This is a genomic window from Agrococcus sp. SCSIO52902, assembly GCF_022983135.1.
Classification (GTDB): Bacteria; Actinomycetota; Actinomycetes; order Actinomycetales; family Microbacteriaceae; genus Agrococcus; species Agrococcus sediminis.
In genome coordinates this window covers 1,805,357-1,830,355 of record NZ_CP095269.1, presented here as the reverse complement: position 1 = coordinate 1,830,355, position 24,999 = coordinate 1,805,357, and the positions used below count along the sequence as shown (strand labels likewise).

Sequence of the window (24,999 nt, the reverse complement as noted above, 5' to 3'; positions counted from 1 at the left end):
CTCGTTCCGCACGTCAGACGCGCGGCTTCTCCACCATCTCGGTGGTCTCGATCTCGTCGCCGATCTGCAGGTCGTTGAACCTGCCGAGGCCGATGCCGCACTCGAAGTCGGTGCGGACCTCGGTGACGTCGTCCTTGAAGCGGCGCAGCGACTCGATGGCGAGGCCATCGGCCAGCACGACGCCGTCGCGGATGACGCGAGCCTTGGCGTTGCGGGTGATCGTGCCGGAGCGGACGATGCAGCCCGCGATGTTGCCGAACTTCGAGGAGCGGAACACCTCGCGGATCTCGGCCACGCCCGACTGGACCTCCTCGTACTCGGGCTTCAGCATGCCCTTGAGCGAGTTCTCGACATCCTCGATCGCCGCGTAGATCACGTTGTAGAACCGCACGTCGACACCCTCGCGGGCGGCGCGCTCGCGGGCCTTCGTGTCGGGGCGCACGTTGAAGCCGATGATGACGGCCGAGTCGACCGTCGCCAGGTTCACGTCCGACTCGGTGATCGCGCCGACGCCGCGGTGGATGATGCGCAGGTCGACGGTGTCGTCGATCTCGATCTTCAGCAGCGACTCCTCGAGCGCCTCCACGGCACCCGAGACGTCGCCCTTGATGATGAGGTTGAGCGTCTCGACCTTGCCCTGCTCCATGGCGAGCTTGAAGTCCTCGAGCGACAGGCGCTTGCGGGCCTTGGCCAGCATGGCGTTCCGCTCGACGGCCTCGCGCTTCTCGGCGATCTGCCGGGCCGTGCGGTCCTCCTCGGTGACGATGAAGGTGTCGCCGGCGCGCGGGACGCTCGAGAGGCCCTGCACCTGGACGGGCATCGACGGGCCGGCCTCCTCGACCAGCTCGCCGCGGTCGTCGACCATCGCACGGACGCGGCCGTAGGCCGTGCCCGCGACGATCGCGTCGCCGACGCGGAGCGTGCCGGACTGGATGAGCACGGTCGCGACCGAGCCGCGGCCCTTGTCGAGCTTCGCCTCGATGGCGACGCCGCGGGCCTCCTTGTGCGGGTTGGCGCGCAGGTCGAGGCCGGCGTCGGCCGTGAGCAGCACGGCCTCGAGGAGGTCCTCGATGCCCGTGCGGGCCAGCGCCGAGACGTCGACGAACATGGTGTCGCCGCCGTACTCCTCTGCCACCAGGCCGTACTCGGTGAGCTGCTGCCGGACCTTCGCCGGGTTCGCGCCCTCCTTGTCGACCTTGTTCACCGCGACCACGATCGGCACGTCGGCCGCCTGGGCGTGGTTCAGCGCCTCGATCGTCTGCGGCATGATGCCGTCGTCCGCCGCGACCACGAGGATCGCGATGTCGGTGACGCGAGCGCCTCGGGCGCGCATGGCGGTGAACGCCTCGTGGCCCGGGGTGTCGATGAACGTGATCGCGCGGTCCTCGCCCTCGTGCTCCTGCCAGACCTGGTAGGCGCCGATGTGCTGGGTGATGCCGCCGGCCTCGCCGTCGATGACGTTCGCACCGCGGATCGCGTCGAGCAGGCGCGTCTTGCCGTGGTCGACGTGGCCCATGACGGTGACGACGGGCGAGCGGTACTCGAGGTCCTCGTCGCTCTCGTCCTCGAGCTCCTGCTCGAGGTCGATGTCGAAGCCCTCCAGGAGCTCCTTGTCCTCGTCCTCGGGGCTGACGATCTGGATCTTGTAGCCCAGCTCGGCGCCGAGCAGCTCGAACGTGGTCTCGTCCAGCGACTCCGTCGCCGTCGCCATCTCGCCGAGGTGGAACAGCACGGTGACGAGGTCACCGGGGCTCGCGTCGATCTTCTCGGCGAAGTCGGCGATGGATGCGCCGCGACGCATGCGGATGACGGTCGTGCCGTCGCCGCGCCGGACCTTGACGCCGCCGATCGACGGCGCCTCGCGCATCTCGAACTCGAGCCGCTTCGTGCGCTTCGACTTGCGGGACTTGCCCTTGGCGCCGCCCTTGCCGAACGCGCCGGCGGTGCCGCCGCGGCCGCGGCCGCCGGGGCCGGGACGACCCGCGAACGCGGGACCGCCGCGACCGGGAGCGCCGCGACCGGGCGCGCCCTGACCGGGACGCTGGAACGCGCCGCCGCCGCCGCCGGCACCGGGACGGCCTGCGCCGCCCGGACGGGGCGAGCCCGGGCGCGGGGCGCCGGGACGCGGTGCGCCGGGACGAGGTGCCCCGGGGCGCGGAGCCGCGGGGCGCGGAGCGCCCTGCTTGCTCGTGAACGGGTTGTTGCCGCCACGGGGGCGGCCCATGCCCTGGTTCGAGGCGAACGGGTTGTTGCCGGGGCGGGGAGCGCCCGGGCGCGCCATCGGGCGCGGGATGCTGCTGCCCGACGCGTCGCCGCCGGGGGCGGCCTCAGCGGGCGAGGCAGGCGCCGCGGGTGCTGCCGGCGCCGCAGGTGCGGGCGTCTCGGCGCGCGGCGCGGGCGCCGCTGCGGGGGCGGGCGACGGCGCCGGGGCGGCGTCGGCCTTGGGCTCGGCGGGTGCCGGCGCGGGCGCCGGAGCAGCTGCCGCCGGCTTCGCGGCCGGAGCCTTCGTCGCCGGGGCCTTGGCTGCGGGCGCCTTCGCGGGCTCCGCGGGGGCAGCGGTGTGCCCCTCCGCCTCGAGGGCGGCCTTGAGCTTGCGGGCGACCGGGGGTGCGATCGCCGAGGCGGGTCCCTTGACGAACTCGCCCATCTCCTTGAGCTTGGCCATGGCGACCTTGCTCTCGACGCCGATCTCGGCGGCGATCTCATGCACGCGTGGGTTTGCCACTTCTCTCCTGTCCTGGTCCGCCCAGGACAGGGCGGACGATTAGCTGACGGGTCTCATTTCGAGCTGCTCATCAGTTGTCCATGTGCCGTTCATTCCTTCGGTCGGGGCTCGGGTCGAGCCCGTCCTGTGCCCATCGTGCGATGGGCGAGGTGTCCAGGTGCGGATGGCGCAGCGCCCGGGGAAGCGCGCGGAGCGCGCGTTCCGCGCACTGCTGCGTCGGATGCACCCACGCGCCTCGGCCGGGAAGCCGTCGATCGGGATCGACGACCGCCGCGTCGCCCTGCGCGACGATCCGCACGAGATGTGCGGGTTCAGTGCGCGCGCGACAGCCAAGACACGTTCGGATGTCCCCATCGTACCGCACGACACGCCCGGGACGCAGGGAGACCGCTCAGTCCTCCATGACGGAGTCGGGCTGGATGTCGATCTTCGCCCCCGTCAGCTTCGCCGCGAGGCGCGCGTTCTGGCCCTCCCGGCCGATGGCGAGCGAGAGCTGGAAGTCGGGCACGAGCGCCCGCACGGCCTTCGTCTTCTCGTCGAGCATGAACGCATCCGACACCCGAGCCGGGCTCAGCGCGCTCGCGACGAACGCGGGCAGGTCCTCCGAGAAGTCGACGATGTCGATCTTCTCGTCGCCGAGCTCGGCCTGCACGGCGCGCACGCGGGCGCCGAGCTCGCCGATGCAGGCGCCCTTGGCGTTGATGCCGGGCTGCGTCGCGCGCACCGCGATCTTCGAGCGGTGGCCGGCCTCGCGCGCGATGGCGACGATCTCGACAGCGCCCGAGGCGATCTCGGGCACCTCCAGGGCGAACAGTCGGCGGACGAGCGACGGATGCGTGCGGCTCACCGTCACCTGCGGGCCGCGCTGGCCTCGCTCGACCTTCGTGATGTAGACGCGCAGGCGCTGGCCGTGCTTGTACTCGGCGCCCGGGACCTGCTCCTCGGGCGGCAGCAGCGCCTCCATGTCGTCGCCGAGCTTGACGTGCACCATGCGCGGGTTCGTGCCCTGCTGGACGACGCCGGCGATGATGTCGCCCTCGCGATCCTTGTAGGCGCCCAGCACCGACTCGTCGCTCTTGTCGCGCAGCGCCTGGAAGATGACCTGCTTCGCGGCGGTCGCGGCGATGCGGCTGAAGTCGTCGGTCGTGGCGATCGACTCGCCGATGCGGTTGCCGTCCTCGTCGAGCTCGGGCTCGTACAGGGTGACCTCGCCGGTCTTCCGGTCGACCTCGACGCGCGGCTGCGGCGCCGTCGCGTCGTGCTTCTCGCCCGAGCGGACGTGGGCCTGGAGGATCGCCTGCTCGATGATGCGGATCAGGTCGTCCGACGAGATCTCCCGCTCGCGCTCGACGGTCTTCAGCACGCTCAGATCGATCTTCACTTGTGGACTCCTTGTTCTGCTGCTCGCTCACGGCACGGGATGCCGACCGGCCATCCTACCGCGCCGGCGGCTAGTGTGGTCGCCCGTGGAAGCACTCGACGAACTGATCGTGACGGCCGGCGACTTCTGGTGGACGTGGATCGTCCTCCCCGTGCTGGCGGTGCTCGGCATCTCCTTCACCGTCCGCTCGGGCGTCGTGCAGCTGCGGCTGCTCCCGGCGATGTTCCGCGTGCTGACCGACAGGACGCCGAAGGACCGCGACGGCAACGCGCAGTCGGTCTCGTCGTTCCAGGCGTTCACGATCTCGGCCGCGAGCCGCGTCGGCGTCGGCAACATCGCCGGCGTCGCGACCGCCATCGCGTTCGGCGGCCCCGGCGCCGTCTTCTGGATGTGGACGATGGCGTTCGTCGGCGGCGCGTCCGCCTTCATCGAGTCGTCGCTCGCGCAGCTCTACAAGCACCGCGACGCCGACGGCTTCCGCGGCGGCCCCGCGTACTACATGCAGCGCGGCCTCGGGAAGCGGTGGATGGGCGTCCTCTTCGCCGTCATCCTGATCATCTGCTTCCCCTTCGCCTTCTCGTCGCTGCAGGCCAACACGATCGTCGCGACGGTCTCGTCCACGATCGGCACCGACGCCGAGTGGCTCCCCTGGGTGGTCGGCATCCTCGTCGCCGCCCTCACGGGCCTCATCGTCTTCGGCGGCGTGCGCCGCATCGCGAAGGTGACCGAGTCGCTCGTGCCCGCGATGGCGCTGCTCTACCTGATCCTCGGCATCATCATCGTCGCGATGAACGTCTCCGAGGTGCCGCGGGTGCTCGGCGAGATCTACGCCGGCGCCTTCGGCTTCCAGCAGGTCGCGGGCGGCGCGCTCGGCACGATCATCATGCAGGGCGTCAAGCGCGGCATGTTCTCGAACGAGGCGGGTCTCGGCTCCGCCCCGAACGCGGGCGCCTCCGCCGCCGTCACCCACCCGGTCAAGCAGGGGCTCGTGCAGACGCTGGGCGTCTACTTCGACACCTTCCTGGTCTGCTCGATCACGGCCTTCATCATCCTCGTCTCGACCCCCGACCTCACCGGCGCCGAGGGCGGCATCGCGCTCACCTTCGACGCGGTGACCGGCCAGCTGGGCGCGTGGGCGGGCGTCGCGCTCTCGGTGATCGTCTTCCTGCTGGCGTTCTCGTCGATCATCGGCAACTACTACTACGGCGAGTCGAACATCGAGTTCATCACCGAGCGCCGCGCGGCCCTCACCGCCTATCGCGTGCTCGCGGTGGCGGCGGTGCTCGGCGGCTCGGTCGTGGCGACCGCGACCATCTGGAGCACGGCCGACATGCTCATGGGCGTCATGGCGATCGTCAACCTGATCGCGATCGGCCTGCTCTCGGGCGTCGCGTTCAAGCTGCTCAAGAACTTCGACGAGCAGCGACGCGCAGGCAAGGACCCCGTCTTCACCCGCGACATGCTCCCCGAGGTGCAGGGCGTCGAGGTGTGGGAGAGCGTGGAGTCGGTCACCGGCCAGTGGGAGGCGCTGCCGGCCGACGAGGCCGACCGACGGCCGCGCCGCTAGCCCGTCAGCGGCCGAGCGCCGCCTCGAGCTCCTCGATCCGCACCTGCTGCCGGTCGCCGGTCGCGCGGTCCCAGACGTCGACGAGGCCTGCGGCGGCGTCGCGGCCGACGATGACGATCTGCGGCACGCCGATGATCTCGGCATCGCCGAACTTCACGCCGGGCGAGACCTTCGGCCGGTCGTCGAGGAGCACCTCGAGCCCGCGCGCCTCGAGGTCGGCGACGACCGTCTCGGCGACCCGGAACGCAGCCTGGTCCTTGCCGGTGGCGACGACGTGCACGTCGAACGGCGCGATCTCCCGGGGCCAGATGATGCCCTTCTCGTCGTGCGAGCGCTCGACGATCGCGGCGAGGTTGCGCGTCACGCCGATGCCGTACGAGCCCATCGTCACCGTGACGAGCTTGCCGTTCTGGTCGAGCACCTTGAGCCCGAGGGCCTCGGCGTACTTGCGGCCGAGCTGGAAGACGTGGCCGATCTCCATGCCCCGCTCGAGGGTGACGGGGCCGGAGCCGTCGGGAGCGGGGTCGCCCTCGCGCACGTCGGCCGCCTCGACCCATCCGTCGCCCGCGAAGTCGCGGCCCGCGACGAGGCCGAACACGTGCCGGCCGGGCTCGTTCGCGCCCGTGATCCAGGCGGTGCCGTCGACGACGCGACGGTCGAGCAGGTAGCGGATGCGCGTGGAGCCCTGCTCGCCGAGCACGGCGCCGGAGGCCGACCACGGGCCGATGTAGCCCTTCACGAGGCCCGGGTTGGCCGCGAAGTCGGTCTCGTCCGCGGCGGTGACCTCGGCGGGCTGGAACGCCACCTCGGCGCGCTTGTCGTCGACCTCGCGGTCGCCGGGGAGCCCGACGACGACGAGCTCCTTCGAGCCGTCGAGGTGCGTCAGGCGCAGCACGACGTTCTTCAGCGTGTCGGCGGCCGTCCACGGGCGGCCGTCCTCGCGGGGGAAGCGCGCGTTCGCGTCGGCGACGAGCGTCTCGATCGTGGGCGTGTCCGGGGTGTCGTGCACGACGGCGGCGGGCAGGCCCTCGACGAGCAGCGGGTCGGGGGCGACGGTCTCGAACGCCTCGACGTTGGCCGCGTAGCCGCCCGCCGAGCGCACGATGGTGTCCTCGCCCACGGGCGTCGGGTGCAGGAACTCCTCCGACTTCGAGCCGCCCATGGCGCCCGCGTCGGCCGAGACGATGACGTACTCGAGCCCGAGCCGCTGGAAGATCCGCTCGTAGGCGTCGCGCTGGCGCTGGTACGAGGCGTCGAGGCCGGCGTCGTCGACGTCGAACGAGTAGGCGTCCTTCATCGTGAACTCGCGCGCGCGCAGGAGCCCCGCGCGCGGCCGCGCCTCGTCGCGGTACTTGTCCTGGATCTGGTAGATCGTCAGCGGCAGCGACTTGTAGCTCGACACGAGGTCCTGCACGAGCAGCGTGAAGACCTCCTCGTGGGTCGGCGCGAGCAGGTGGTCGGCGCCCTTGCGGTCCTGGAGGCGGAAGATGCCGTCGCCGTACTCCGTCCAGCGGCCGGTGCGCTCGTACGGCTCGCGCGGCAGCAGCCCCGGGAACAGCACCTCCTGGGCGCCCGCGGCCGTCATCTCCTCGCGGATGACGCGCTCGATGTTGCGGCGCACGCGCAGGCCCAGCGGCAGCCACGAGTACAGCCCGGCACCCGCGCGGCGGATGTAGCCGGCGCGCAGCAGCAGCCGGTGGCTCGCGACCTCGGCTTCGGCCGGGTCCTCGCGCAGCGTGGTGAAGAAGAGCTCGGAGAGGCGGATCACCCTTGCGAGTCTAGGCGGCGCGCGGGGCTCACCAGGGCCGCTCGACGCCCGAGCCGCCGCCCTCCTGCTCGCCGCCCTCGTCGTACTGGTCCTGCTGCTGCTGCTCGGTCTGGGCGTCCTGGTTCTGCTCCTCGAGCTGCTCCTCGGGCGTCTGCGGCTCCTGCTCGCCCTCGCCCTCGCCCTCGCCGTCGCCCTCGCCCTCGTCGGACGACTCGTCCTCGATCTTCTCCTCGATGCGCGGCTGGGCGGCCTCGAACTGCGCCTGCGTGTCGGCCTCGCCCTCGCGCGGCTCGTCGAGGCACCCCTCGGGGAGGCCGTCGATGAGGGCGAGCGCCTCGCCGTAGAAGCCGTTCGCGGCCTGCGTGTCGTCGGCCTCCCGGGCGACATCGCCCTGCTTCTCGATCGCCGTGACGAGCGAGGCGACGATGATGCAGTGCTCGTGCAGCTGGACGGGCGTCTCGGGCTCGCCGTGCAGCTGCAGCGACTCCTCGATGTCGGCCCTGCCCTCCTCGAGCGAGCCGCCCATCACGAGCGAGACGCCCAGGTCGAACGGCGCCTTCCACGGCTCGATCCAGTTCCACAGCTCGAGCCCGCGGGCGGCCTCCGCGGCCTGGCCGTAGGCGCGGCCCTCGAAGCGGTCGATCGCCGTCTGCGAGAGCGCGTTGACGCTGATGAGCTTCGTCGACAGCACGAGCACGGCGAGCGCCACGGGGATGAGCCCGAGCATGAGCCACCACCGCAGGGTGCGGCGCTGCCGGTCGGTGAGCACGCGGCGGCGGATCCCCGGGAGCCTCATCGCGCCTCCTCCCGCAGGATGCCGCGCGTCGAGCGCAGCGAGCGGGCGAGGCTGAGCCCCTCCCAGGCGAGCAGCAGCGCGATGGGCCCGGCGAGCACCCACGCCACCTCGAGCCGCGCCTCCTCCGTGCGGTCGAGGTCGGCCTCCCCGTCGAGCACGGCCATGGGGCCGAGCGCGTCGGCGAGCGGCAGGCCCGGCTGCCGGTGGAGGTAGCTGATGCCCAGCTCGTCGGCGATCGACTGCAGCTGCTGCTCGTCGATGCGGCTGATCGCGTCGCCGCCCGCCGGATCCTGCAGGTACGCCTCGTCGGTCGGGTCGAAGCTCGACACGCGCATCCGCCCGCCCTCCTCGGTGCCGTAGCCGAGCACGAAGCCGCGGTCGACGAGCCCGGCGACGTCGTCGAACGACTGCGGCGGCTCCTCGGCGGTGTGCTCGCCGTCGCCGAGGTAGAAGACGATCGCGGGCGAGTCGGGCTCCTCGGCGGCGCTGCGCTCGAGCTCGGCGAGCAGCAGGTCGTGCGCGGCCGCGACCGACGTGCCGCGCGACTGCTGCGCGATCTCCGGCCGCAGCGCCCGCACCATCTCGATCACCGCGGAGCCGTCGTCGGTGAGCGGCACGCGCAGGGACGCGGTCGAGTCGAACGAGATCACCGAGATGTCGGCGCCCGCGAAGGAGCGCGCGATCTCGACGACGTCCTCCTGCATGCCGACGAGCCGCGGCTCGCTCCCCCAGTCCTCCGCGGCGACCGACTGCGACGTGTCGACCATCACGAACACGCGCGCCTGGATCGACGCGGTCGGCACCTCGCCGCCGGGGAGCGCGGGCCGGAAGGCCATCGCGACCGCGAGCGCCACGAGCAGCGTGCGGCGCAGCCACGCCATGCGCCTGCCGCGCGCCGCGACGAGCTGCCAGGCGCACAGGGCCAGCAGCGCGACACCGACGACGGCGACGAGCACCGGCAGGGTCGGGTGGAACGAGATCACAGCCGCACCCTCCAGGCGATCAGGCAGACGCCGGCGACGAGCACGAGCGCGATGAGCGGCAGGGCGCCGGGCCGGTCGACGACCTGGATCTGCGGCGGCGTCTCGATGTAGCCGGCCTCGATCGCGTTCACCCGGTCTACGATCTGCGGCACCGTCTGCGCGAAGTCGAGCGCGAAGTACGCGCCGCCGGTGCCCTCGGCCGTCTCACGCAGCTCCTGCGAGTACTGGTCGCCGCCGAAGTCGAACGGGTTGATCGCGTAGACGCGCACCTCGTTGTCGACCGCCAGCTGGCCGGCCTGCGGCAGCGAGTAGATCTGCTGGCCGTTCACGACGTTGTCGGTGGCGAGGATGATCGACCGCGGCCGGTCGCTCGCCTCCAGGTCGGCGAAGTCGAGCACGCAGGACGCGAGGCCATCGCCGACGAGCGACGCGCCCAGCCCGCTCGCGGTGCCCGCGAGGTAGTTGAACTGCTCGTCGGGCCCGAGCGTGCCGTTCAGCGCCCGCACGTAGCGGCCCAGCTGCTCCTGGATGTAGTCGTAGTCGCTCGTGAGCGGGAACGCCATCACGCTCGACGCGTCGAAGATGCGCATCCCGACCCGCTCGCCGTCGAGCTCCGCGGCGATCTGCTGGTAGACGCCCAGGATCTCGGCGTCGACGTCGACCATCGAGCCCGACACGTCGAGGCACAGCACGATGTCGCGCTTGTAGTCGTCCTCCTGGTTCGCGTGCACGCCCGACGGCCGCGACGCGACCGTGCCCGCGACCGCGAGCCCGGCGATCGTGGCGACGAGGGCGCCGGCGATCCAGAGCCGGTAGCGCAGGAGGGCGCCGCGGAAGGCCGCGAGGCCCGTCATCCGGTCGACGTGGGCGACGGGCAGGCCGCGGTCGCGACGGCGCCGCGGCAGCACGAGCCCCACCACCACGAGGGCGATGCCCACCACGAGCACGACCGGCAGCACCCACGGCCACAGCAGCGTCACATCCACGTCGCCACCACCTGGCGGGCGGCGGCGATCGCCGCGTCGGGGTCGTGCTTCGCGGCGCGCCGGAACGACGACGGGTAGTACTGCTCGACCGCGCCCTGCACGGTCGGCAGGTCGGCCGAGCGCAGGTCGCGCAGCGTCATCACCTCGGCCACGACGCCCGTCGACTCGTGGGCGAAGAACCGCAGCACGAGGCTCAGCCGCTGCGCGAGCGCCCGCGGGTCGAGCTCGCCGTCGGCGTGCTCCTTGGCGACCTCGTCGATGAGGCCCAGGTACTTCTCCTTGACGCTCCGCACGTCGATCGGCACCGGCGGGGGCGGCGGCGGCTCGAGCAGGCCCCGCGGCCGGGTCCAGAGCCAGGCGAAGGCGTAGGCGGCGAGCACGAGCAGCAGCAGCACGCCGCCGAGCACCCACCACGGCCCGTAGCCGAAGGGGCCGTACGTGTCGGGCGCCGGCAGCAGCGCGAGCGCCTGCGCGTCAGCGGCGCGCACGGCGGTGCCTCTCGAGCAGGCGGAAGAGGCTCCCGATCGCCGAGGCCGAGGAGCCGATGCGCACCGACGCGATGCCGAGCGAGCGCAGGCCCGCCTCGAGGCGCTCGCGGCGGAGCGCGGTCTGCTCGTCGAACGCGCGCCGGAGGCCCCGGTCGCGGCGGAGGAACGGCGGCAGCCCGACGCCGGAGTCGACGCCGACGAGGTCGCGGTGGTCGCCGGCGCGCGCCATGAGGTCGGCGTCGCCGATCGACACCCACAGCACCTCGTGGCGGGCGTGCAGCCTGCCGAGGTGCACGTCGAGGTCGTGCGTGTACGCGAGGTCGTCGGCGATCACGACGATGAGCGAGCGCCGCCGCATGCGCCGCACGGCGTGCTCGAGCACGACCTCGAGGTGCGAGTGCGGGCCGTCGAGGCCGATCGCGTCGTCGACGCGGCGCAGCATGCGCTCCAGGTGCGCCTCCGAGCCGCCCTCCTGCATGCTCTCGGTGCGCGACGCATCCCCCATCAGCAGCCCGACGCGGTCGCCGTGCCGGGTCGCGAGGTAGCCGAGCACGCCGGCGACGAGGATGGCGATCTCGCGCTTCGACTCCCCCGACTCGGCGGTCGCGGCCATGTTGCGGCCGGAGTCGACCACCAGCAGCAGCGTGTGCTGGCGCGACGCGATGTAGCGCTTGATGAGCGGCACGTGGCTGCGCGCCGTCGCCTTCCAGTCGATGTCCTTGACCTCGTCGCCCGGCTGGTACTCGCGCAGGTCGTCGAAGTCGTGGCTGCGGCCGTGGTGGATCGAGGCGTACTCGCCGTCGAGCAGCTCGAGGGTGCGGCGGTGCGCGTGGATCGACATGGTGGTCTTCACCTTGCGCAGACGTCGCTCCATCGACCGCTCCTACGGCGTGCGCACGGCGCCGAAGACGGCGTCGATGATCTGCTCGCTCGCGACGCCGTCGGCCTCGGCCTCGTAGCCGAGGATGAGGCGGTGGCGCAGCACGGCGTGGCGCAGGTCCTTGACGTCCTCCGGGATCACCCAGTCGCGGCCCTGCACGAGCGCGAGCGCGCGCGACGCCATCGAGAACGACAGCGAGCCGCGCGGGCTCGCGCCGTACTCGATGTAGCCCGCGAGCTGCGCCCCGATGTACTCCTCGGCGTGCCGTGTGACGTACATGAGCTGCACGACGTAGTTCGTGATCGCCTGGTCGACGTAGACGCGCTTCACGAGCGACTGCAGGAACCGCACGTCGTCGAGCGACGCGACCGGCCCGTCGTGGCCGCGCTCGAACACGCCGGTCTCGGCGCGCCGCACGATCTCGGCCTCCTCCGTCGGCGTCGGGTAGGTGAGCACCTCCTTGAGCAGGAAGCGGTCGAGCTGCGCCTCGGGCAGGGTGTACGTGCCCTCCTGCTCGATGGGGTTCTGGGTCGCGAGCACGAGGAACGGCTCCGGCAGCGCGTGCGTCTCGCCGCCGATCGACGTCTGCCGCTCCTGCATCGCCTCGAGCATCGCCGACTGCGTCTTCGCGCTCGAGCGGTTGATCTCGTCGAGCAGCACGAAGTTCGCGTGCACGGGGCCGAGCTGCGTGCGGAAGTCCCCCGAGTGCTGGTCGTAGATCTGCGTGCCGACGATGTCGCTCGGCAGCAGGTCGGGCGTGCACTGGATGCGGTGGAAGGAGGCCGAGACCGAGCGCGCGAGGGTCGCGGCCGCGGTCGTCTTCGCGAGGCCCGGCACCGACTCCATGAGCACGTGGCCGCCCGTCAGGAGCGCGACGAGCAGGGAGCGCAGCAGCTGGTGCTGGCCGACGACGGTCGACTGGAACGACTGCTCGATCGACCGCACGATGGCCTTGGCGCGCTCGAGCTCCTCGGGCGTGATCGGGTCCCTGCCGGGGACTGCATTGGACACGCGGCGCTCCTTCAGTCGGTCGTGGGGGCTGTCGCCCCGGTCACGCTATCTGCTCGTGCTGAGCGGGTGGCGAGCACCGCCGCGACGGCGACCGTCGCGATCACCGGGAGCATCGCGAGGTTGAGCCCGCCGTAGCCCGCGAGGCCCAGCAGCGGGCCGGCGGCGGCGCCGGCGGCGGCGCCCGAGAGCCCCATCACGAGGTCGCTGCGCCCCTGGAGCGCGGGCCGCAGGCGCGGCTCGACGGCGGCGGCGACGAGCGTCGAGCCGGCGACGGTCGAGGCGCTCCAGCCGAGGCCGAGCAGCGCGAGCCCGACGGGCGCGAGCGCGACGGGCAGCAGCAGGTTGGCGAGCACCGACAGCAGCAGGATGCCCGCGCCCGCGAGCACGGTCGCCCGCGCCCCGACGCGGTCGGTGAGCCATCCGAAGACGGGCGAGAGGGCGTACATGCCGGCGGTGTGGGCGCTCATCGTGAAGCCGATCCCGCCGAGCGCCTGGCCGGCGTGGTCGAGGTGCACCGGCGTGAGCGCCATGACGCCCACCATGGTCGCGTGCGCCGCAGCGACCGCGAGGACGGCGGCGAGGGCGCGCGGATGCGCCGCGAGGCGCAGGCGCGGAGCCTCGGCCTCGACGGGCACGCCCATGCGGCTCTCCAGCAGCGGGTCGGGCCGCAGCGACGACCACAGCACCGCCGCCGTGACCGCCATCGCGGCGGCCGAGATGACGTACGCCCCGACGAGGCTCGGCAGCCCCAGCGAGACGCCGAGCGCATCGCCCGGCCCGATGAGGTTGGGGCCGACGATCACGCCGATGGTCGTCATCCAGACGACGAGCGCGAGGTCGCGGCCGCGGCGCTGGGGCGTCGAGAGGTCGGTGGCGGCGAAGCGCGACTGCAGGTTGACGGCCATCGCGCCGCCGAGCACGAAGAAGCCCGGCAGCACGATCCACGGCGCCTCGAGCGCGCCGCCGACGGCGAGCGTCACGGCGCCGGCGAGCGCGAGCAGCGCGCCGGTCGTGAGCGACACGCGGCGCCCGCGCCGCTGCGCGAGCTTCGCGAGCGGCACCGCGAGCGCCGCGCCGCCGAGCGTGAGCAGGGTCGCGGCGAGGCCCGCGAGCTCCTCCCGCCCGGTCACCTGGGCGACGAGCAGGGAGCCCACGCCGAGCGCGACGCCGTTCGAGAGGCCGCCGAGCGCCTGCGCGATCGACAGCACGGTGAGCGTGCGGCGCTGCGCCGGATGCGCCGCCGGCTGCTCCTCGGGCGCGGCCGTCACGTCAGACGGTGATGACTTCGGCCTCGCCCGCGGGCAGGCCCTGCTCGTCGGCGAGCTTGCGCGCCTCCTCGATGAGGGTCGCGACGATCTCCGACTCGGGCACGGTCTTCACGACCTCGCCCTTGATGAAGATCTGGCCCTTGCCGTTGCCCGAGGCGACCCCGAGGTCGGCCTCGCGCGCCTCGCCCGGGCCGTTCACGACGCATCCCATGACCGCGACGCGCAGGGGCACCTGCACGTCCTTCAGGCCCTCGGTGACGTCGTCGGCGAGCGTGTAGACGTCGACCTGCGCGCGGCCGCACGAGGGGCAGGAGACGATCTCGAGCTTGCGCTCGCGCAGGTTGAGCGACTGCAGGATCTGCAGGCCCACCTTGACCTCCTCGGCGGGCGGCGCCGAGAGCGAGACGCGGATGGTGTCGCCGATGCCCTCGGAGAGCAGGATGCCGAAGGCGGTCGCCGACTTGATCGTACCCTGGAAGGCAGGGCCGGCCTCGGTGACGCCGAGGTGCAGCGGCCAGTCGCCGCGCTCGGAGAGCATGCGGTAGGCCTTCACCATCACGACCGGGTCGTTGTGCTTGACCGAGATCTTGAAGTCGTGGAAGTCGTGCTCCTCGAACAGGCTCGCCTCCCAGACCGCCGACTCGACGAGCGCCTCGGGCGTCGCCTTGCCGTACTTCTCGAGCAGGCGCGGGTCGAGGCTGCCCGCGTTCACGCCGATGCGGAGGCTCACGCCCGCGGCCTTCGCGCGCTTGGCGATCTCGCCCACCTGGTCGTCGAACTTGCGGATGTTGCCGGGGTTGACGCGCACGGCCGCGCAGCCGGCGTCGATGGCCTGGTACACGTACTTCGGCTGGAAGTGGATGTCGGCGATGACCGGGATCTGCGACTTCTTGGCGATGATGTGCAGCACGTCGGCGTCGTCCTGGCTCGGCACCGCGACGCGCACGATGTCGCAGCCGGTGGCGGTGAGCTCGGCGATCTGCTGCAATGTCGCGTTGATGTCGGTGGTCTTGGTCGTCGTCATCGACTGCACCGACACGGGCGCGTCGCCCCCGACGAGCACCTTCCCCACCTTGATCTGCCGGGTCTTGCGACGCGGCGCGAGCGTGAGCGGGGCGGGGCTCCCGAGGTTGATGGCTGCCATGGTGCAAGCCTACGCTCCGCTCCTGTCAGGAGCGCCGCGATCGGCTGGCATCATCGACGGGTGATCACCGCAGCGGCAGACGGCTCCTCCCTCGGCAACCCCGGCCCCACCGGCTGGGGGTGGTACGTCGACGAGGCGCGCTGGGCCGCGGGCGGGCAGCCGCAGGGCACGAACAACATCGGCGAGCTCGCCGCGGTCGTCGACCTGCTGCGCCAGAGCGACGGCGTCGACGAGCTGCTCATCCTCTGCGACAGCCAGTACGTCATCAACTCGGTGACGAAGTGGATGGCGGGCTGGAAGCGCAAGGGCTGGCGGAAGGCCGACGGCAAGCCGGTGATGAACCGCGAGCTGCTCGAGGAGCTCGACCGGCTGATGGCTGCGAGGAAGGCCGAGGGCGGCGTGGTGCGCTTCGAGTGGGTGCGCGGCCACGCGGGCCACCCGCTCAACGAGGCGGCCGATCGGCTCGCGAACGGCGCGGCCGCGGCCTACCAGCGCGGCCTGGTGCCGGATGCGGGGCCCGGGTTCGGCGGCGTGACGCGCGCCGCGCCGTCGGCGGCGCCGGCCGCATCCGCGCCTCCCGCCGCGCCCGCCCCCGACCTCTTCGACGGCCTCGACCTGCTCGACGACGAGTCAGCGCGCCGGCGCAACGGCTGAGCCGCAGCCCTACCCGCCGAAGAGGCTGATGGGCTTCACGATGTCGGCGTAGATGAGCAGCGCGCTCATCACGCCGAGCACGCCCGTGACGACGAGCGTCACCGGCACCCACTTCGCCGTGTCGAGCGGCTGCGCCACGGTGCCGCGCACCTTCGCCCATCCGCGCCGCACCGCGTCGATGATCGCGCCCAGGATGTGCCCGCCGTCGAGCGGCATGAGCGGGATGAGGTTGAAGACGAACAGCGCCACGTTGAGGCTCGCGAGCAGCTGCAGCATCGCGCTCATGCGCTCGAGCACCGGCACCTGGTCGAGCGCCGCGATCTCGCCCGCCATGCGGCCGACGCCGACGACCGACATGGGCCCGTTCGGGTCGCGCTCCCCCGGCCCGAAGGCCGCCTCGGCCACGTCGACGAGCCGCTGGGGCAGGTTGAGGATCAGCTCGCCCACGCGCACGACGTTGTCGCCGACCGCCGGCAGCACCGCGCCGAGCGGCTGCTGCTCGACGACGTACTGCGGGCCGACGCCCACGAAGCCGACCGTCTCGGTCATGGGCTCCCCGTCGACCTCGACCTGCTCGCCGCGGTCGTCGAAGACGTAGCGCTCTGTCGCGAGCGGCGTCACCTGGAGCGTCCGCTCGGCGCCGTCGCGCTCGACGACGAACGCCGTCTCGCGGCCCGCGAGCTCGCGGATCGCGGTCTGCACGTCCTCCCACCCGGCGACCGGCTCGCCGCCGATGCTGACGATCGTGTCGCCCGGGAGCATGCCCGCCTCGGCCGCGGGCGCGAGCGGATCGGCAGCCTCGCACTCCTGCCGCTCCTCCGACGCCGGGATCACGCACTCCGAGACGGTCGAGACGGTCGTCGACGGCACCGCGATGCCGAAGCCGCTCAGCACGACGCCGTAGAGCACGATCGCGAGCAGCAGGTTCATGAGCGGCCCGCCGAGCATGATCACGATGCGCTTCCAGGTGGCGAGGCGCCAGAACGCCCTGCCCTCCTCGCCCTCGTGGATGGAGTCGGCGCTCGTGGCCCGCGCATCCTGCACGAGCGTGTCGAAGAAGCCCGTCGACGCATCCCTCGACTCCCCGCCGGCCTTGAGCGGCGGGAACATGCCCGACATCGAGATGTAGCCGCCGAGCGGGATGGCCTTCACGCCGTACTCGGTCTCACCGCGGCGGAAGGAGACCAGGGTCGGGCCGAAGCCGATCATCCACTGGCCGACGCGCACGCCGAAGGCCTTCGCGGGCCACAGGTGGCCCAGCTCGTGCAGGCCGATCGAGACGGCGAGGCCGACCACGACGACGAGCACGCCCAAGATGTAGAGGAGGACGGCTTCCATCGCCGCTCAGGCTAGCCCCATAGCCGATGTGCCTACGCTGACGCGCATGGCAGCTGGCCCTGCACGCGTCGCCGAGCGCGTCCCCCGGTCGTCCTCCGACGGCCGCGGCATCGTGCTGGGCGCGATCGGGCTGCTGCTCGTGGTGGTGCTCGCGTGGATCGTCGCGCGCCCCGCGCCCGACCCCGCGCAGCAGAGCGCGACCGTCGAGGGCAGGCTGCCGGCGTCGGTCGGCGGCTGGCGCGGGCAGCAGCTCGCGAACGCCGCGATCGTCATGCAGGCCGGGCGCGACCTCGGCATGTCGGAGCGCGACGTGCGCGTGGCCGTGATGACCGCGATGGGCGAGTCGAGCCTGCGCGTGCTCGACCGAGGCGACCGGGCGGGGCCCGACTCGCGCGGCCTCTTCCAGCAGCGCGACCCGTGGGGGCCGTACGAGGTGCGCATGGATGCGTACGGCTCGGCCGTGCTCTTCTACCGGGCGCTCGCCGAGCTCGAGGGCCGCGACGCGCTGCCGCCGACGCGCGTCGCGCACGCGGTGCAGATCAACCGCGACCCCGACCACTACGCCCGCTGGTGGGACGACGCGGGCGCGGTCGTGGAGGCGATCGACGCCTCCGACGCCGTGGTGGTCGTCGACCCGGCCTAGCTCCGCCGAGACCCGATGCACGACGCAAGCCCGCGGCGCGATTCGCGCGGGCCGGAACGGCCCGTCGCTCTCCACGCCGGGGGACGGCTCACACGGGCTTGCGTTGTGCGCGGCCACCGCCGCGCGTCGGCGTGTCAGATCTGCAGGTGCTTGCGCAGGTGCACGTCGGTCTCCGTCGCGGTGCGGCGCGCTCCGTCGCGGTCGACGTACGAGTAGGTCGTCGTGGATCGCTCGCCCGTATCGACGTAGCCGAGCCGCCGGTACAGCGCCGCGGCGCGAGCGTTCTCGACGCCGACGCCGAGGTCGACCGCAGTCGCGCCCAGGCGGCCCGCCTCGCGCTCGGCGGCCGCGACGAGCGCAGAGCCAGCACCGCGTCCGCGCGCGTCCTCGTGCACGTGGAGGTGCCGGAGCTCCGGCACCTCGGCGAGCATCAGCACCCCGGAACCGATCGGTTCATCGGCCTCGAGTGCGATGAGGAAGATCGACTCCCCCGCTTCCTGGGCGCGGAGATGGGACGCGGCCACACCAGCACCGGCAGGCTCCGATGCCGCGAGCCGCAACGCATCCGCCGCTGTCGCCCGGCGCACCTCGATCGTCACCGGCCGACGCCGCAGATCTCGTCGGCCGCGCGGCGCGCCCAGCGCTCCGCCTGCAGCACGCCCTCGAGCGTCAGCCCGCCTGGCTCGTGCTGCTCGAGCACGCGCTCGATCGCGGGGATGATGTCGAGGAAGCCGATCTCGCCCAGGTGGAAGGCGCGCACCGCCTGCTCGTTGGCGGCGTTGAAGACCGCCGGGTAGGTCGAGCCCGAGCGGCCGACGCTCTTCGCGAGCGCCACGGCCGGGAACGCCGCCTCGTCGAGCGGCTCGAAGGTCCAGGAGGATGCGCGGGTCCAGTCGAGCGGCGTCCCGACGCCGGCGACGCGGTGCGGCCAGTCGAGGCCGAGCGAGATCGGCAGGCGCATGTCGGGCGGCGACGCCTGCGCGATCGTCGAGCCGTCGACGAACTCGACCATCGAGTGCACGATCGACTGCGGGTGCACGGTCACGTCGATGCGGTCGAGCGGGATGTCGAACAGCAGGTGCGCCTCGATCACCTCGAGCCCCTTGTTCACGAGCGTCGCCGAGTTGGTCGTGACCATCGGGCCCATGTCCCACGTCGGGTGGGCCAGCGCATCCGCCGGGTTCACGGCCGCCATGCGCTCGCGGCTCCAGCCCCGGAACGGGCCGCCCGACGCGGTGAGCACGAGCCGGCGCACCTCGCCGTGGTCGCCGGCGCGCAGGCACTGCGCGATCGCGGAGTGCTCGGAGTCGACCGGCACGATCTGCCCGGGCGCCGCGCGCGACATCACGAGGTCGCCGCCGGCGATGAGCGACTCCTTGTTGGCGAGCGCGAGCGTGCGGCCGGCGTCGAGGGCGGCGAGGGTCGGCGCGAGGCCGACGGAGCCGGTGATGCCGTTGACGACGACGTCGCACTCGACCGACTCGATCATCGTCACGGCCGCGTCGGCGCCGAGCGCCGCCTCGCCGCCGAACTCGGCCTGCTGTGCTTCGAGGCCGGCGCGGTCGCTGCCCGCGACGAGCCCGACGACCTCGAACCGGCGCGGGTTCGCGCGCACGACGTCGAGCGTCTGCGTGCCGATCGAGCCGGTCGACCCGAGCAGCAGGATGCGGCGGCGCTCGCCGCTCGGCGCGCGCTCGGCCATCAGAGCTCCCCGCCGGTCGCGGCGCCGTGCCGGGCGACGACCTCGCCGTCGACGACGATGGTCGGCTCGTGGAGCACGGGGAAGGCGACGGATGCGGCGATGAAGCAGTCGCGGCCGGCCTGCAGGTGCGCGTCGAGTGCGTCCGCCGCCCGGCCCGCATCCGTGATGGTCACCACCGGGTGCAGCACCGCGCGCGTGAAGCGGCCGCCGGTGCCGGAGGTCTCCATCTCGCCCGTCGCCGCGTCGCGGTAGGCGGTGACGACGATGCCGCGGCTCGCCGCCTGGTGGAGGTAGCTGAGCATGTGGCACTGCGCGAGCGCCGCGAGCAGCAGCTGCTCGGGGTTGTGCCGGCCGCGGTCGCCGCGGAAGGTCGGGTCGGCGGAGCCGAGGATGTCGGGGAGGCCCTCGACCCGCACCACGTGGTCGCGGGTGTAGGAGCGGTGGGTGCTGGTGCCCTCGGCACCGGCACCGGTCCACTCGACATCGACGGCGTAGGCGTGGCGCATCGGCATGGCCCCAGCGTAGGCCGCGCGGCGGCGTAGGATCGGGCACATGACCGACACCGCCGTTTCCGCGCCGTCCCGCTCCGTCGTCACCGAGATCCCCGGCCCGAACAGCCGCGCGCTCCTCGAGCGCAAGGCCGCCGCCGTGCCCCAGGGCGTCCCGCACCAGCTCCCCGTGTTCATCGCGGAGGCGCACGACGCCATCATCACCGACGTCGACGGCAACCGCTTCATCGACCTCGGCTGCGGCATCGGCGTCACGACCGTCGGCCACACGAACGACGCGGTCGTCGCGGCCGTGCGCGAGCAGGTCGGCAAGCTCACGCACTCGCTGTTCGGCACGACCCCCTACGAGCCGTACGTGCGCGTCGCCGAGTACCTCGCCGCCCACACCCCCGGCGACCACGACAAGAAGTCGTTCTTCGTCAACTCCGGCTCCGAGGCCGTCGAGAACGGCGTGAAGATCGCCCGCAAGTTCACCGGCCGCCGCGCGGTCGCCGTCGTCGAGCACGGCTACCACGGCCGCACGAACCTGACGATGACGATGAACTTCAAGCCCGCGCCCTACGCCACCGGCATGGGCCCGCTCGCCTCCGACATCTTCCACGCGCCGGGCTCCTACCCGCTGCACGACGGCCTCGACGGCGCCGAGGCGGCCGAGCGCACCCAGTACTACCTCGAGAAGCACGTCGGCGTCTCCGACCTCGCGTGCCTCGTGATCGAGCCGATCCAGGGCGAGGGCGGCTTCATCGTGCCCGCCGACGGCTACCTGCCGGCGATGCAGGAGTGGTGCACGGCCAACGGCGTCGTCATGATCGCCGACGAGGTGCAGTCCGGCATCTGCCGCACGGGCGCGACGTTCGCCTCCGAGCACTTCGGCTGGGTGCCCGACATGGTGCTCTCGGCGAAGGGCATCGCCGGCGGCATGCCGCTCGCGGGCGTCACCGGCCGCGCCGAGATCATGGACTCCGTGCACACCGGCGGCATCGGCGGCACCTTCGGCGGCAACCCCGTCTCGTGCGCGGCCGCCGTCGCGGTCTTCGAGCAGATCGAGGCGAACGACCTGAACGGCGAGGCGCAGCGCATCGAGCGCGTGCTGCGGCCCCTGCTCGACGAGCTCGCCGAGCGCCACCCCGAGATCATCGAGGTGCGCGGCCGCGGCGCGATGCTCGCGGTCGAGCTCATCGACCCCGAGTCGGGCGCGCCGATCCCCGCCGCGCCGATCTCGCAGGCGGCGGGCCTCGACGGCGTGCTCGTGCTCACCGCGGGCACGGACTACAACGTGCTGCGGTTCCTGCCGAGCCTCGCGATCACCGACGACCAGCTCCGCGAGGCCGTCGAGGTGATCGACCGCGCGATGGCGTCGTCGAAGACGGCCTGATGCTCGTCGGCGTCCCGCGCGAGATCAAGACCGACGAGGCGCGGGTCGCGCTCACCGCGACCGGCGCCACGGAGCTCGTGGCGCACGGCCACGAGGTGCTGGTCGAGACGGGCGCGGGCGCCGGCAGCGGCATCCCCGACGAGGCCTACGAGGCTGCCGGCGCGCGGATCGTCGCGACGGCCGAGGAGGCGTGGTCGGCCGAGCTGGTGCTCAAGGTCAAGGAGCCGGTCGAGCACGAGCTGGGCCTGCTGCGCGACGACCTGACGCTCTTCGCCTACCTGCACCTCGCCGCGGCGCCGGAGCTCGCGCAGGCGCTGCTCGAGCGCGGCACGACCGCGATCGCCTACGAGACGGTGCGGGCGCCCGATGGCTCGCTGCCGATGCTCGCGCCCATGAGCGAGGTCGCCGGCCGCCTGTCGGTGACGCAGGGCGCCTCGCTGCTGACCGCGCCCGCCGGCGGCGCCGGGCTGCTGCTCGGCGGCGTGCCGGGCACGCGCGCCGGCCACACCGTCGTGCTCGGCGGAGGCGTCGCGGGCACGGCGGCGGTCGAGATGGCCGTCGGCCTCGGCTCGCGCGTGACGGTGCTCGACGTGTCGCTGCCGCGGCTGCGCCAGTTCGACGCCCTCTACGGCGGCCGCGTGCAGACGCTGCACTCCAACCGCGTCACCGTCGATCAGGCGGTCGCCGACGCCGACCTCGTGATCGGCTCGGTGCTCATCCCCGGCGCGCGGGCGCCGAAGCTCGTCTCCAGCGAGCTCGTCGCGCGCATGCGGCCCGGCTCCGTGCTCGTCGACATCGCGATCGACCAGGGCGGCTGCTTCGCCGACTCCCGTCCGACGACGCATCGGCAGCCCAGCTTCCGCGTGCACGGGACGGTCTTCGCGTGCGTCGCGAACCTGCCCGGCGCCGTGCCGCGCACGTCGACCGAGGCGCTCACGAACGCGACGCTGCACGCCACCGCCCGGATCGCCGACCTCGGCTGGCGCGAGGCGCTGCGAGCGGATGCGGGCCTGGCGGCGGGCCTGAACACGGCCGGCGGCCACGTGGCCCACGAGGGCGTCGCGTCGGCGCTCGGCGCTCAGGCCGCACCGGTCGCCTCGCTGCTGGCGTAGCGGAGCCGCTCGAAGCGACCGCCCTCGAGCACCCAGGCGGGCGCCGTGCGCATCGGCGGCGGCGCGGGCGCGTGCCGCAGCACCTGCCGCAGCTGGCGCTCGTCGACGCCGAGGACGACCACGGGGCGCTCGGCGCGCAGCCGGTCGAGCTCGCCCCACGCGGCCTCCCACTCCCCGACCGTGCCGAGCACGACGTCGGCTGACGCATCCGCCCCCGGCCTGGCCGCCGCCCGCGCGAGCGCGGCCGGCACGTCGGCCCCCGCCCCCAGCACCACCGCGACCCGCTCGGAGCGCAGCGGCACCGAGCGCGGCCGTCGGCGCGGCACGGGGGCCTCGGGCAGCGCGAGCTGCACGCGCTCGTCGTGCAGCCAGCCGGCGCCGGGCGGCAGGGAGGCGTCGTGCAGCTGGCCGGTGCCGCCGGCGACGATGTGCTCCTGGCGGCTCGCGATGCGCAGCAGGATGCGGAGCTCGGCGAGCGGCGCGACCTGCGCCATCGCGCTCGAGACGCGGCGGGCGGTGAGCGCGACCGGCGTGCCCTCGCGCATGCGCCGCTGCAGCAGCTGCACGACGACCGCCTGCTGCTCCTCCCCGAGCCGCGCGAGCTGCAGGTCGAGGTCGTCGACGACGAGCGGGCCGGGCTCCTGGAGCGCGTCCCACAGCGCATCCTCGCGGTCGACGACGGCGGTGCCGAGCTGCGCCGCGACGAGCTCGGCGAGCGTGGAGCGGCCGCTCGCGGCGCCGCCGACGGCGAGCAGCGGCCCGTCGAGCGCCGGTCGCCAGCGCACGGGTGCGACGCGCTGCTCGGCCGGCCGGTCGACGAGCCCGAGCAGCACCGCGCCGCCCGCGCCTGGGCTCGCCCCGTACTCGGCATCGACGTCGGCGAGCGGCAGCCGCGCCGGCAGCGGCTCGCACCAGGGCCTCGCGGGGCGCGGCAGGCCCGCCGACGCGGCGACGAGCCGCTCGAGGTGGGCGGGGCTCGCGAGCGCCGCCTGCGCCGCCCGGGTCTCGCCGCCCGCGACGCGCACGATGCAGCGTCCGCGCGCGTCGAGCGGGATGGCGGCCGGCTCGGCGCTGCCGGTGACGGCGACGGCGTCGTGCTCGTCGGTGACCCGCAGCGAGATGCGGATGCCGCAGTTGGCGAGCAGCGCGTCGCGCACCGCCTCGGCCGGCCGCTGCGTGCAGAGCACGAGGTGCACGCCGAGCGAGCGTCCGCGGGCGGCGAGGTCGACGAACAGCCGGTGCAGGTCGGGCAGCTCCTGCAGCATCGCCGCGAACTCGTCGACGACGATCACGAGGCGCGGCACGCCGACCGCCTCGTCGATCGAGCGCGCCCCCTGCCCCGCGAGGAGGCGCTCCCGCCGGCGCAGCTCCGCGCGGAGGCTCTCGATCGCGCGCCGCGCCCCGCCCTCGTCGAGGTCGGTCATGACGCCGACGCAGTGCGCGAGCCCCTCGAGCGGCGCGAAGGAGGCCCCGCCCTTGAAGTCGACGAGCAGGAACGAGACCTCCTCGGTCGAGCGCCCCGCCGCCATCGCGGCGACCCAGGCGATGAGCAGCTCGCTCTTGCCGGAGCCCGTCGTGCCGCCGACCACCGCGTGCGGGCCGTCGCGCACGAGGTCGAGCTCGATGGGAGCCTCGGCGGCGAGGAACGCGGCCGCGAGCCCGCCCGCGGCGACCGGGAGCGCCTCGAGCTCGACGTGCGACGGCAGCCCGCCGGAGCGCCTGAGGCCCGCGTGCTCGGCGGCGTCCGCGAGCGTCCCGACCGCCTGCGCCGCCTCGAGCGCCGTGATCGCGGCCGGCGCGCATGAGCGCTCCCCCGTGCGCGCGACGTCGAGCGCGGCGCGCACGACCGTGCGGCACTCGCGCGGCAGGAGCGACGCGTCCGGCGCGACGGCGATCGTCACCTCCACGCCGTCGCCCACGACGCGCACCGCGGTGCCGGGCTCGCGGTGCAGCCGGTGCGGGACGCCGTCGAGCCAGTCCCACGCGGCGTCGTCGGGCGCGATCACCTCCGCGGCGTCCGGCGGCACCGCATCGAGCGCCTGCACGAGCGCCGACCGCGCGAGCGCGGTCGCGATCGGCAGCGGGCCGACGAACCCGAGACCGTCGCGCGCGTCGGCGACGACGGGTCCGTCGACGACCGCGGCCGCCGACCGCAGCCGCGCCGCCTGCTCGGCCGCGCCGAGGCGCCGCACCGCGGGGTCGGCGGCGGGCACGGCGCCGTCGACGACGATGCCGCTCGGCAGCGGTCCCGTGCCGAGCACGACGGGCACCGGCGCATCCGCCGAGCGACGCCAGCGGTGGGGGTCGTGCGGCGGCCTCGCCGCGACCGCGCGCGGGCCGGGGCTCGCAGCACGGAGCTCGCGCCGCCGCTCGTCGAGCGCCGCGTCGACGCGGGCCTCGGCGTCGGCGATCTCGGCGCGCCACCTCGCCGCCTCCCGGCGCTGGCGCCGGCGGCGCACCCTCCGGCCGTCGCCGAGCGAGGCGAGCGCGATCACGGGGCCGAGCAGCGCGAACACCAGCACCGTGGGCGTCTGCAGCAGCAGCCACATCGCCCCGGCGCCGAGCACCGGCGCGAGGCTCGCGAGCACCGGGAACGAGGCGGGCTCGGGGTCGACGGGCGGCCTCGGCAGGTCGATGCGGGTCTCCATGGCGGCAGGATGCGCCGCGGC

Annotated in this window: 21 protein-coding genes; 5 read left to right on the top strand and 16 right to left on the bottom strand. The window is 73.5% G+C overall.

Translation table 11 applies throughout. From position 1 onward, the window contains the following. Window positions 1-13: 13 nt before the first annotated feature. Both infB and nusA read right to left on the bottom strand, forming a co-directional pair. A complete protein-coding gene (gene infB / locus MU522_RS09030; protein WP_246990699.1) occupies window positions 14-2,725 on the bottom strand; it encodes a translation initiation factor IF-2 in 2,712 nt (903 codons plus the stop codon). 391 nt (window positions 2,726-3,116) lie between these two features. Beyond that, on the bottom strand, window positions 3,117-4,106 hold the full coding sequence (nusA, locus tag MU522_RS09025; protein ID WP_128190517.1) for a transcription termination factor NusA: 990 nt from the start codon (window positions 4,104-4,106) through the stop codon (window positions 3,117-3,119). Window positions 4,107-4,191: 85 nt separating this feature from the next. Here nusA and MU522_RS09020 point away from each other — a divergent pair, with 85 nt between their 5' ends. Beyond that, window positions 4,192-5,673 carry an alanine/glycine:cation symporter family protein gene (locus tag MU522_RS09020; protein WP_246990698.1) on the top strand — a complete coding sequence of 494 codons (1,482 nt, stop codon included), beginning with the start codon at window positions 4,192-4,194 and terminating at the stop codon, window positions 5,671-5,673. Between the two features lie 4 nt (window positions 5,674-5,677). Here MU522_RS09020 and MU522_RS09015 read toward each other — a convergent pair whose 3' ends face one another. Genes MU522_RS09015 through ispG form a run of 9 tightly spaced genes read right to left on the bottom strand, consistent with a single transcriptional unit; the run spans window position 5,678 to window position 14,997 of the window. Next, a complete protein-coding gene (locus MU522_RS09015; protein ID WP_246990697.1) occupies window positions 5,678-7,441 on the bottom strand; it encodes a proline--tRNA ligase in 1,764 nt (587 codons plus the stop codon). Between the two features lie 28 nt (window positions 7,442-7,469). Then, window positions 7,470-8,237 carry a hypothetical protein gene (locus MU522_RS09010; RefSeq protein WP_246990696.1) on the bottom strand — a complete coding sequence of 256 codons (768 nt, stop codon included), beginning with the start codon at window positions 8,235-8,237 and terminating at the stop codon, window positions 7,470-7,472. After that, window positions 8,234-9,220: a VWA domain-containing protein gene (locus MU522_RS09005; RefSeq protein ID WP_246990695.1), complete on the bottom strand. Its 987-nt coding sequence runs from the start codon at window positions 9,218-9,220 to the stop codon at window positions 8,234-8,236. The genes MU522_RS09010 and MU522_RS09005 overlap by 4 nt, the downstream gene beginning before the upstream one ends. Further along, window positions 9,217-10,206 carry a VWA domain-containing protein gene (locus tag MU522_RS09000; protein ID WP_246990694.1) on the bottom strand — a complete coding sequence of 330 codons (990 nt, stop codon included), beginning with the start codon at window positions 10,204-10,206 and terminating at the stop codon, window positions 9,217-9,219. Before MU522_RS09000 ends, MU522_RS09005 begins: the two co-directional genes overlap by 4 nt. Then, window positions 10,197-10,694, bottom strand: coding sequence for a hypothetical protein (locus MU522_RS08995; RefSeq protein WP_146357339.1), 498 nt, complete (start codon window positions 10,692-10,694; stop codon window positions 10,197-10,199). Before MU522_RS08995 ends, MU522_RS09000 begins: the two co-directional genes overlap by 10 nt. Next, complete coding sequence (locus MU522_RS08990; RefSeq protein WP_246990693.1) at window positions 10,681-11,568, bottom strand: DUF58 domain-containing protein; 888 nt, start codon at window positions 11,566-11,568, stop codon at window positions 10,681-10,683. The genes MU522_RS08995 and MU522_RS08990 overlap by 14 nt, the downstream gene beginning before the upstream one ends. A 9-nt stretch (window positions 11,569-11,577) precedes the next feature. Beyond that, entirely contained in the window at window positions 11,578-12,585 is a 1,008-nt protein-coding gene (locus MU522_RS08985) for an AAA family ATPase (protein ID WP_246990692.1), read from the bottom strand. An 11-nt stretch (window positions 12,586-12,596) separates the two neighbouring features. Further along, entirely contained in the window at window positions 12,597-13,853 is a 1,257-nt protein-coding gene (locus MU522_RS08980) for an MFS transporter (RefSeq protein ID WP_246990691.1), read from the bottom strand. A gap of 1 nt (window position 13,854) precedes the next feature. Continuing rightward, window positions 13,855-14,997, bottom strand: a complete 1,143-nt coding sequence (ispG, locus tag MU522_RS08975) for a flavodoxin-dependent (E)-4-hydroxy-3-methylbut-2-enyl-diphosphate synthase (RefSeq protein ID WP_128190358.1) — start codon at window positions 14,995-14,997, stop codon at window positions 13,855-13,857. 60 nt (window positions 14,998-15,057) lie between these two features. Between ispG and MU522_RS08970 the strand changes: the two genes are divergently transcribed. After that, a complete protein-coding gene (locus MU522_RS08970) occupies window positions 15,058-15,651 on the top strand; it encodes a ribonuclease H (RefSeq protein ID WP_348645593.1) in 594 nt (197 codons plus the stop codon). A gap of 9 nt (window positions 15,652-15,660) precedes the next feature. On the opposite strand, the gene MU522_RS08965 is transcribed toward MU522_RS08970, so the two are convergent. Continuing rightward, entirely contained in the window at window positions 15,661-16,989 is a 1,329-nt protein-coding gene (locus MU522_RS08965) for a site-2 protease family protein (RefSeq protein ID WP_246990690.1), read from the bottom strand. A 46-nt stretch (window positions 16,990-17,035) separates the two neighbouring features. Here MU522_RS08965 and MU522_RS08960 point away from each other — a divergent pair, with 46 nt between their 5' ends. Continuing rightward, the gene (locus MU522_RS08960) at window positions 17,036-17,632 is read left to right on the top strand and encodes a hypothetical protein (protein ID WP_246990689.1); all 597 of its coding nucleotides are present in this window, start codon (window positions 17,036-17,038) and stop codon (window positions 17,630-17,632) included. Window positions 17,633-17,766: 134 nt separating this feature from the next. Here MU522_RS08960 and MU522_RS08955 read toward each other — a convergent pair whose 3' ends face one another. The 3 genes from MU522_RS08955 to MU522_RS08945 form a co-directional block, all read right to left on the bottom strand. Further along, window positions 17,767-18,156, bottom strand: coding sequence for a GNAT family N-acetyltransferase (locus tag MU522_RS08955; protein WP_246990688.1), 390 nt, complete (start codon window positions 18,154-18,156; stop codon window positions 17,767-17,769). A 71-nt stretch (window positions 18,157-18,227) separates the two neighbouring features. Further along, window positions 18,228-19,334 (bottom strand): 1-deoxy-D-xylulose-5-phosphate reductoisomerase, encoded by a 1,107-nt coding sequence (gene dxr, locus MU522_RS08950; protein ID WP_246990687.1) that lies wholly within the window; start codon window positions 19,332-19,334, stop codon window positions 18,228-18,230. After that, on the bottom strand, window positions 19,334-19,846 hold the full coding sequence (locus tag MU522_RS08945) for an OsmC family protein (RefSeq protein ID WP_246990686.1): 513 nt from the start codon (window positions 19,844-19,846) through the stop codon (window positions 19,334-19,336). The genes dxr and MU522_RS08945 overlap by 1 nt, the downstream gene beginning before the upstream one ends. A 40-nt stretch (window positions 19,847-19,886) precedes the next feature. Here MU522_RS08945 and MU522_RS08940 point away from each other — a divergent pair, with 40 nt between their 5' ends. Both MU522_RS08940 and ald read left to right on the top strand, forming a co-directional pair. Beyond that, window positions 19,887-21,218, top strand: a complete 1,332-nt coding sequence (locus MU522_RS08940; protein WP_128190364.1) for an aminotransferase class III-fold pyridoxal phosphate-dependent enzyme — start codon at window positions 19,887-19,889, stop codon at window positions 21,216-21,218. Then, complete coding sequence (gene ald / locus MU522_RS08935; RefSeq protein WP_246990685.1) at window positions 21,218-22,330, top strand: alanine dehydrogenase; 1,113 nt, start codon at window positions 21,218-21,220, stop codon at window positions 22,328-22,330. Before MU522_RS08940 ends, ald begins: the two co-directional genes overlap by 1 nt. Here the strand turns inward: ald and MU522_RS08930 are convergent. Further along, entirely contained in the window at window positions 22,297-24,978 is a 2,682-nt protein-coding gene (locus MU522_RS08930; protein WP_246990684.1) for an FtsK/SpoIIIE domain-containing protein, read from the bottom strand. The genes ald and MU522_RS08930 overlap by 34 nt on opposite strands. Window positions 24,979-24,999 lie beyond the last annotated feature (21 nt).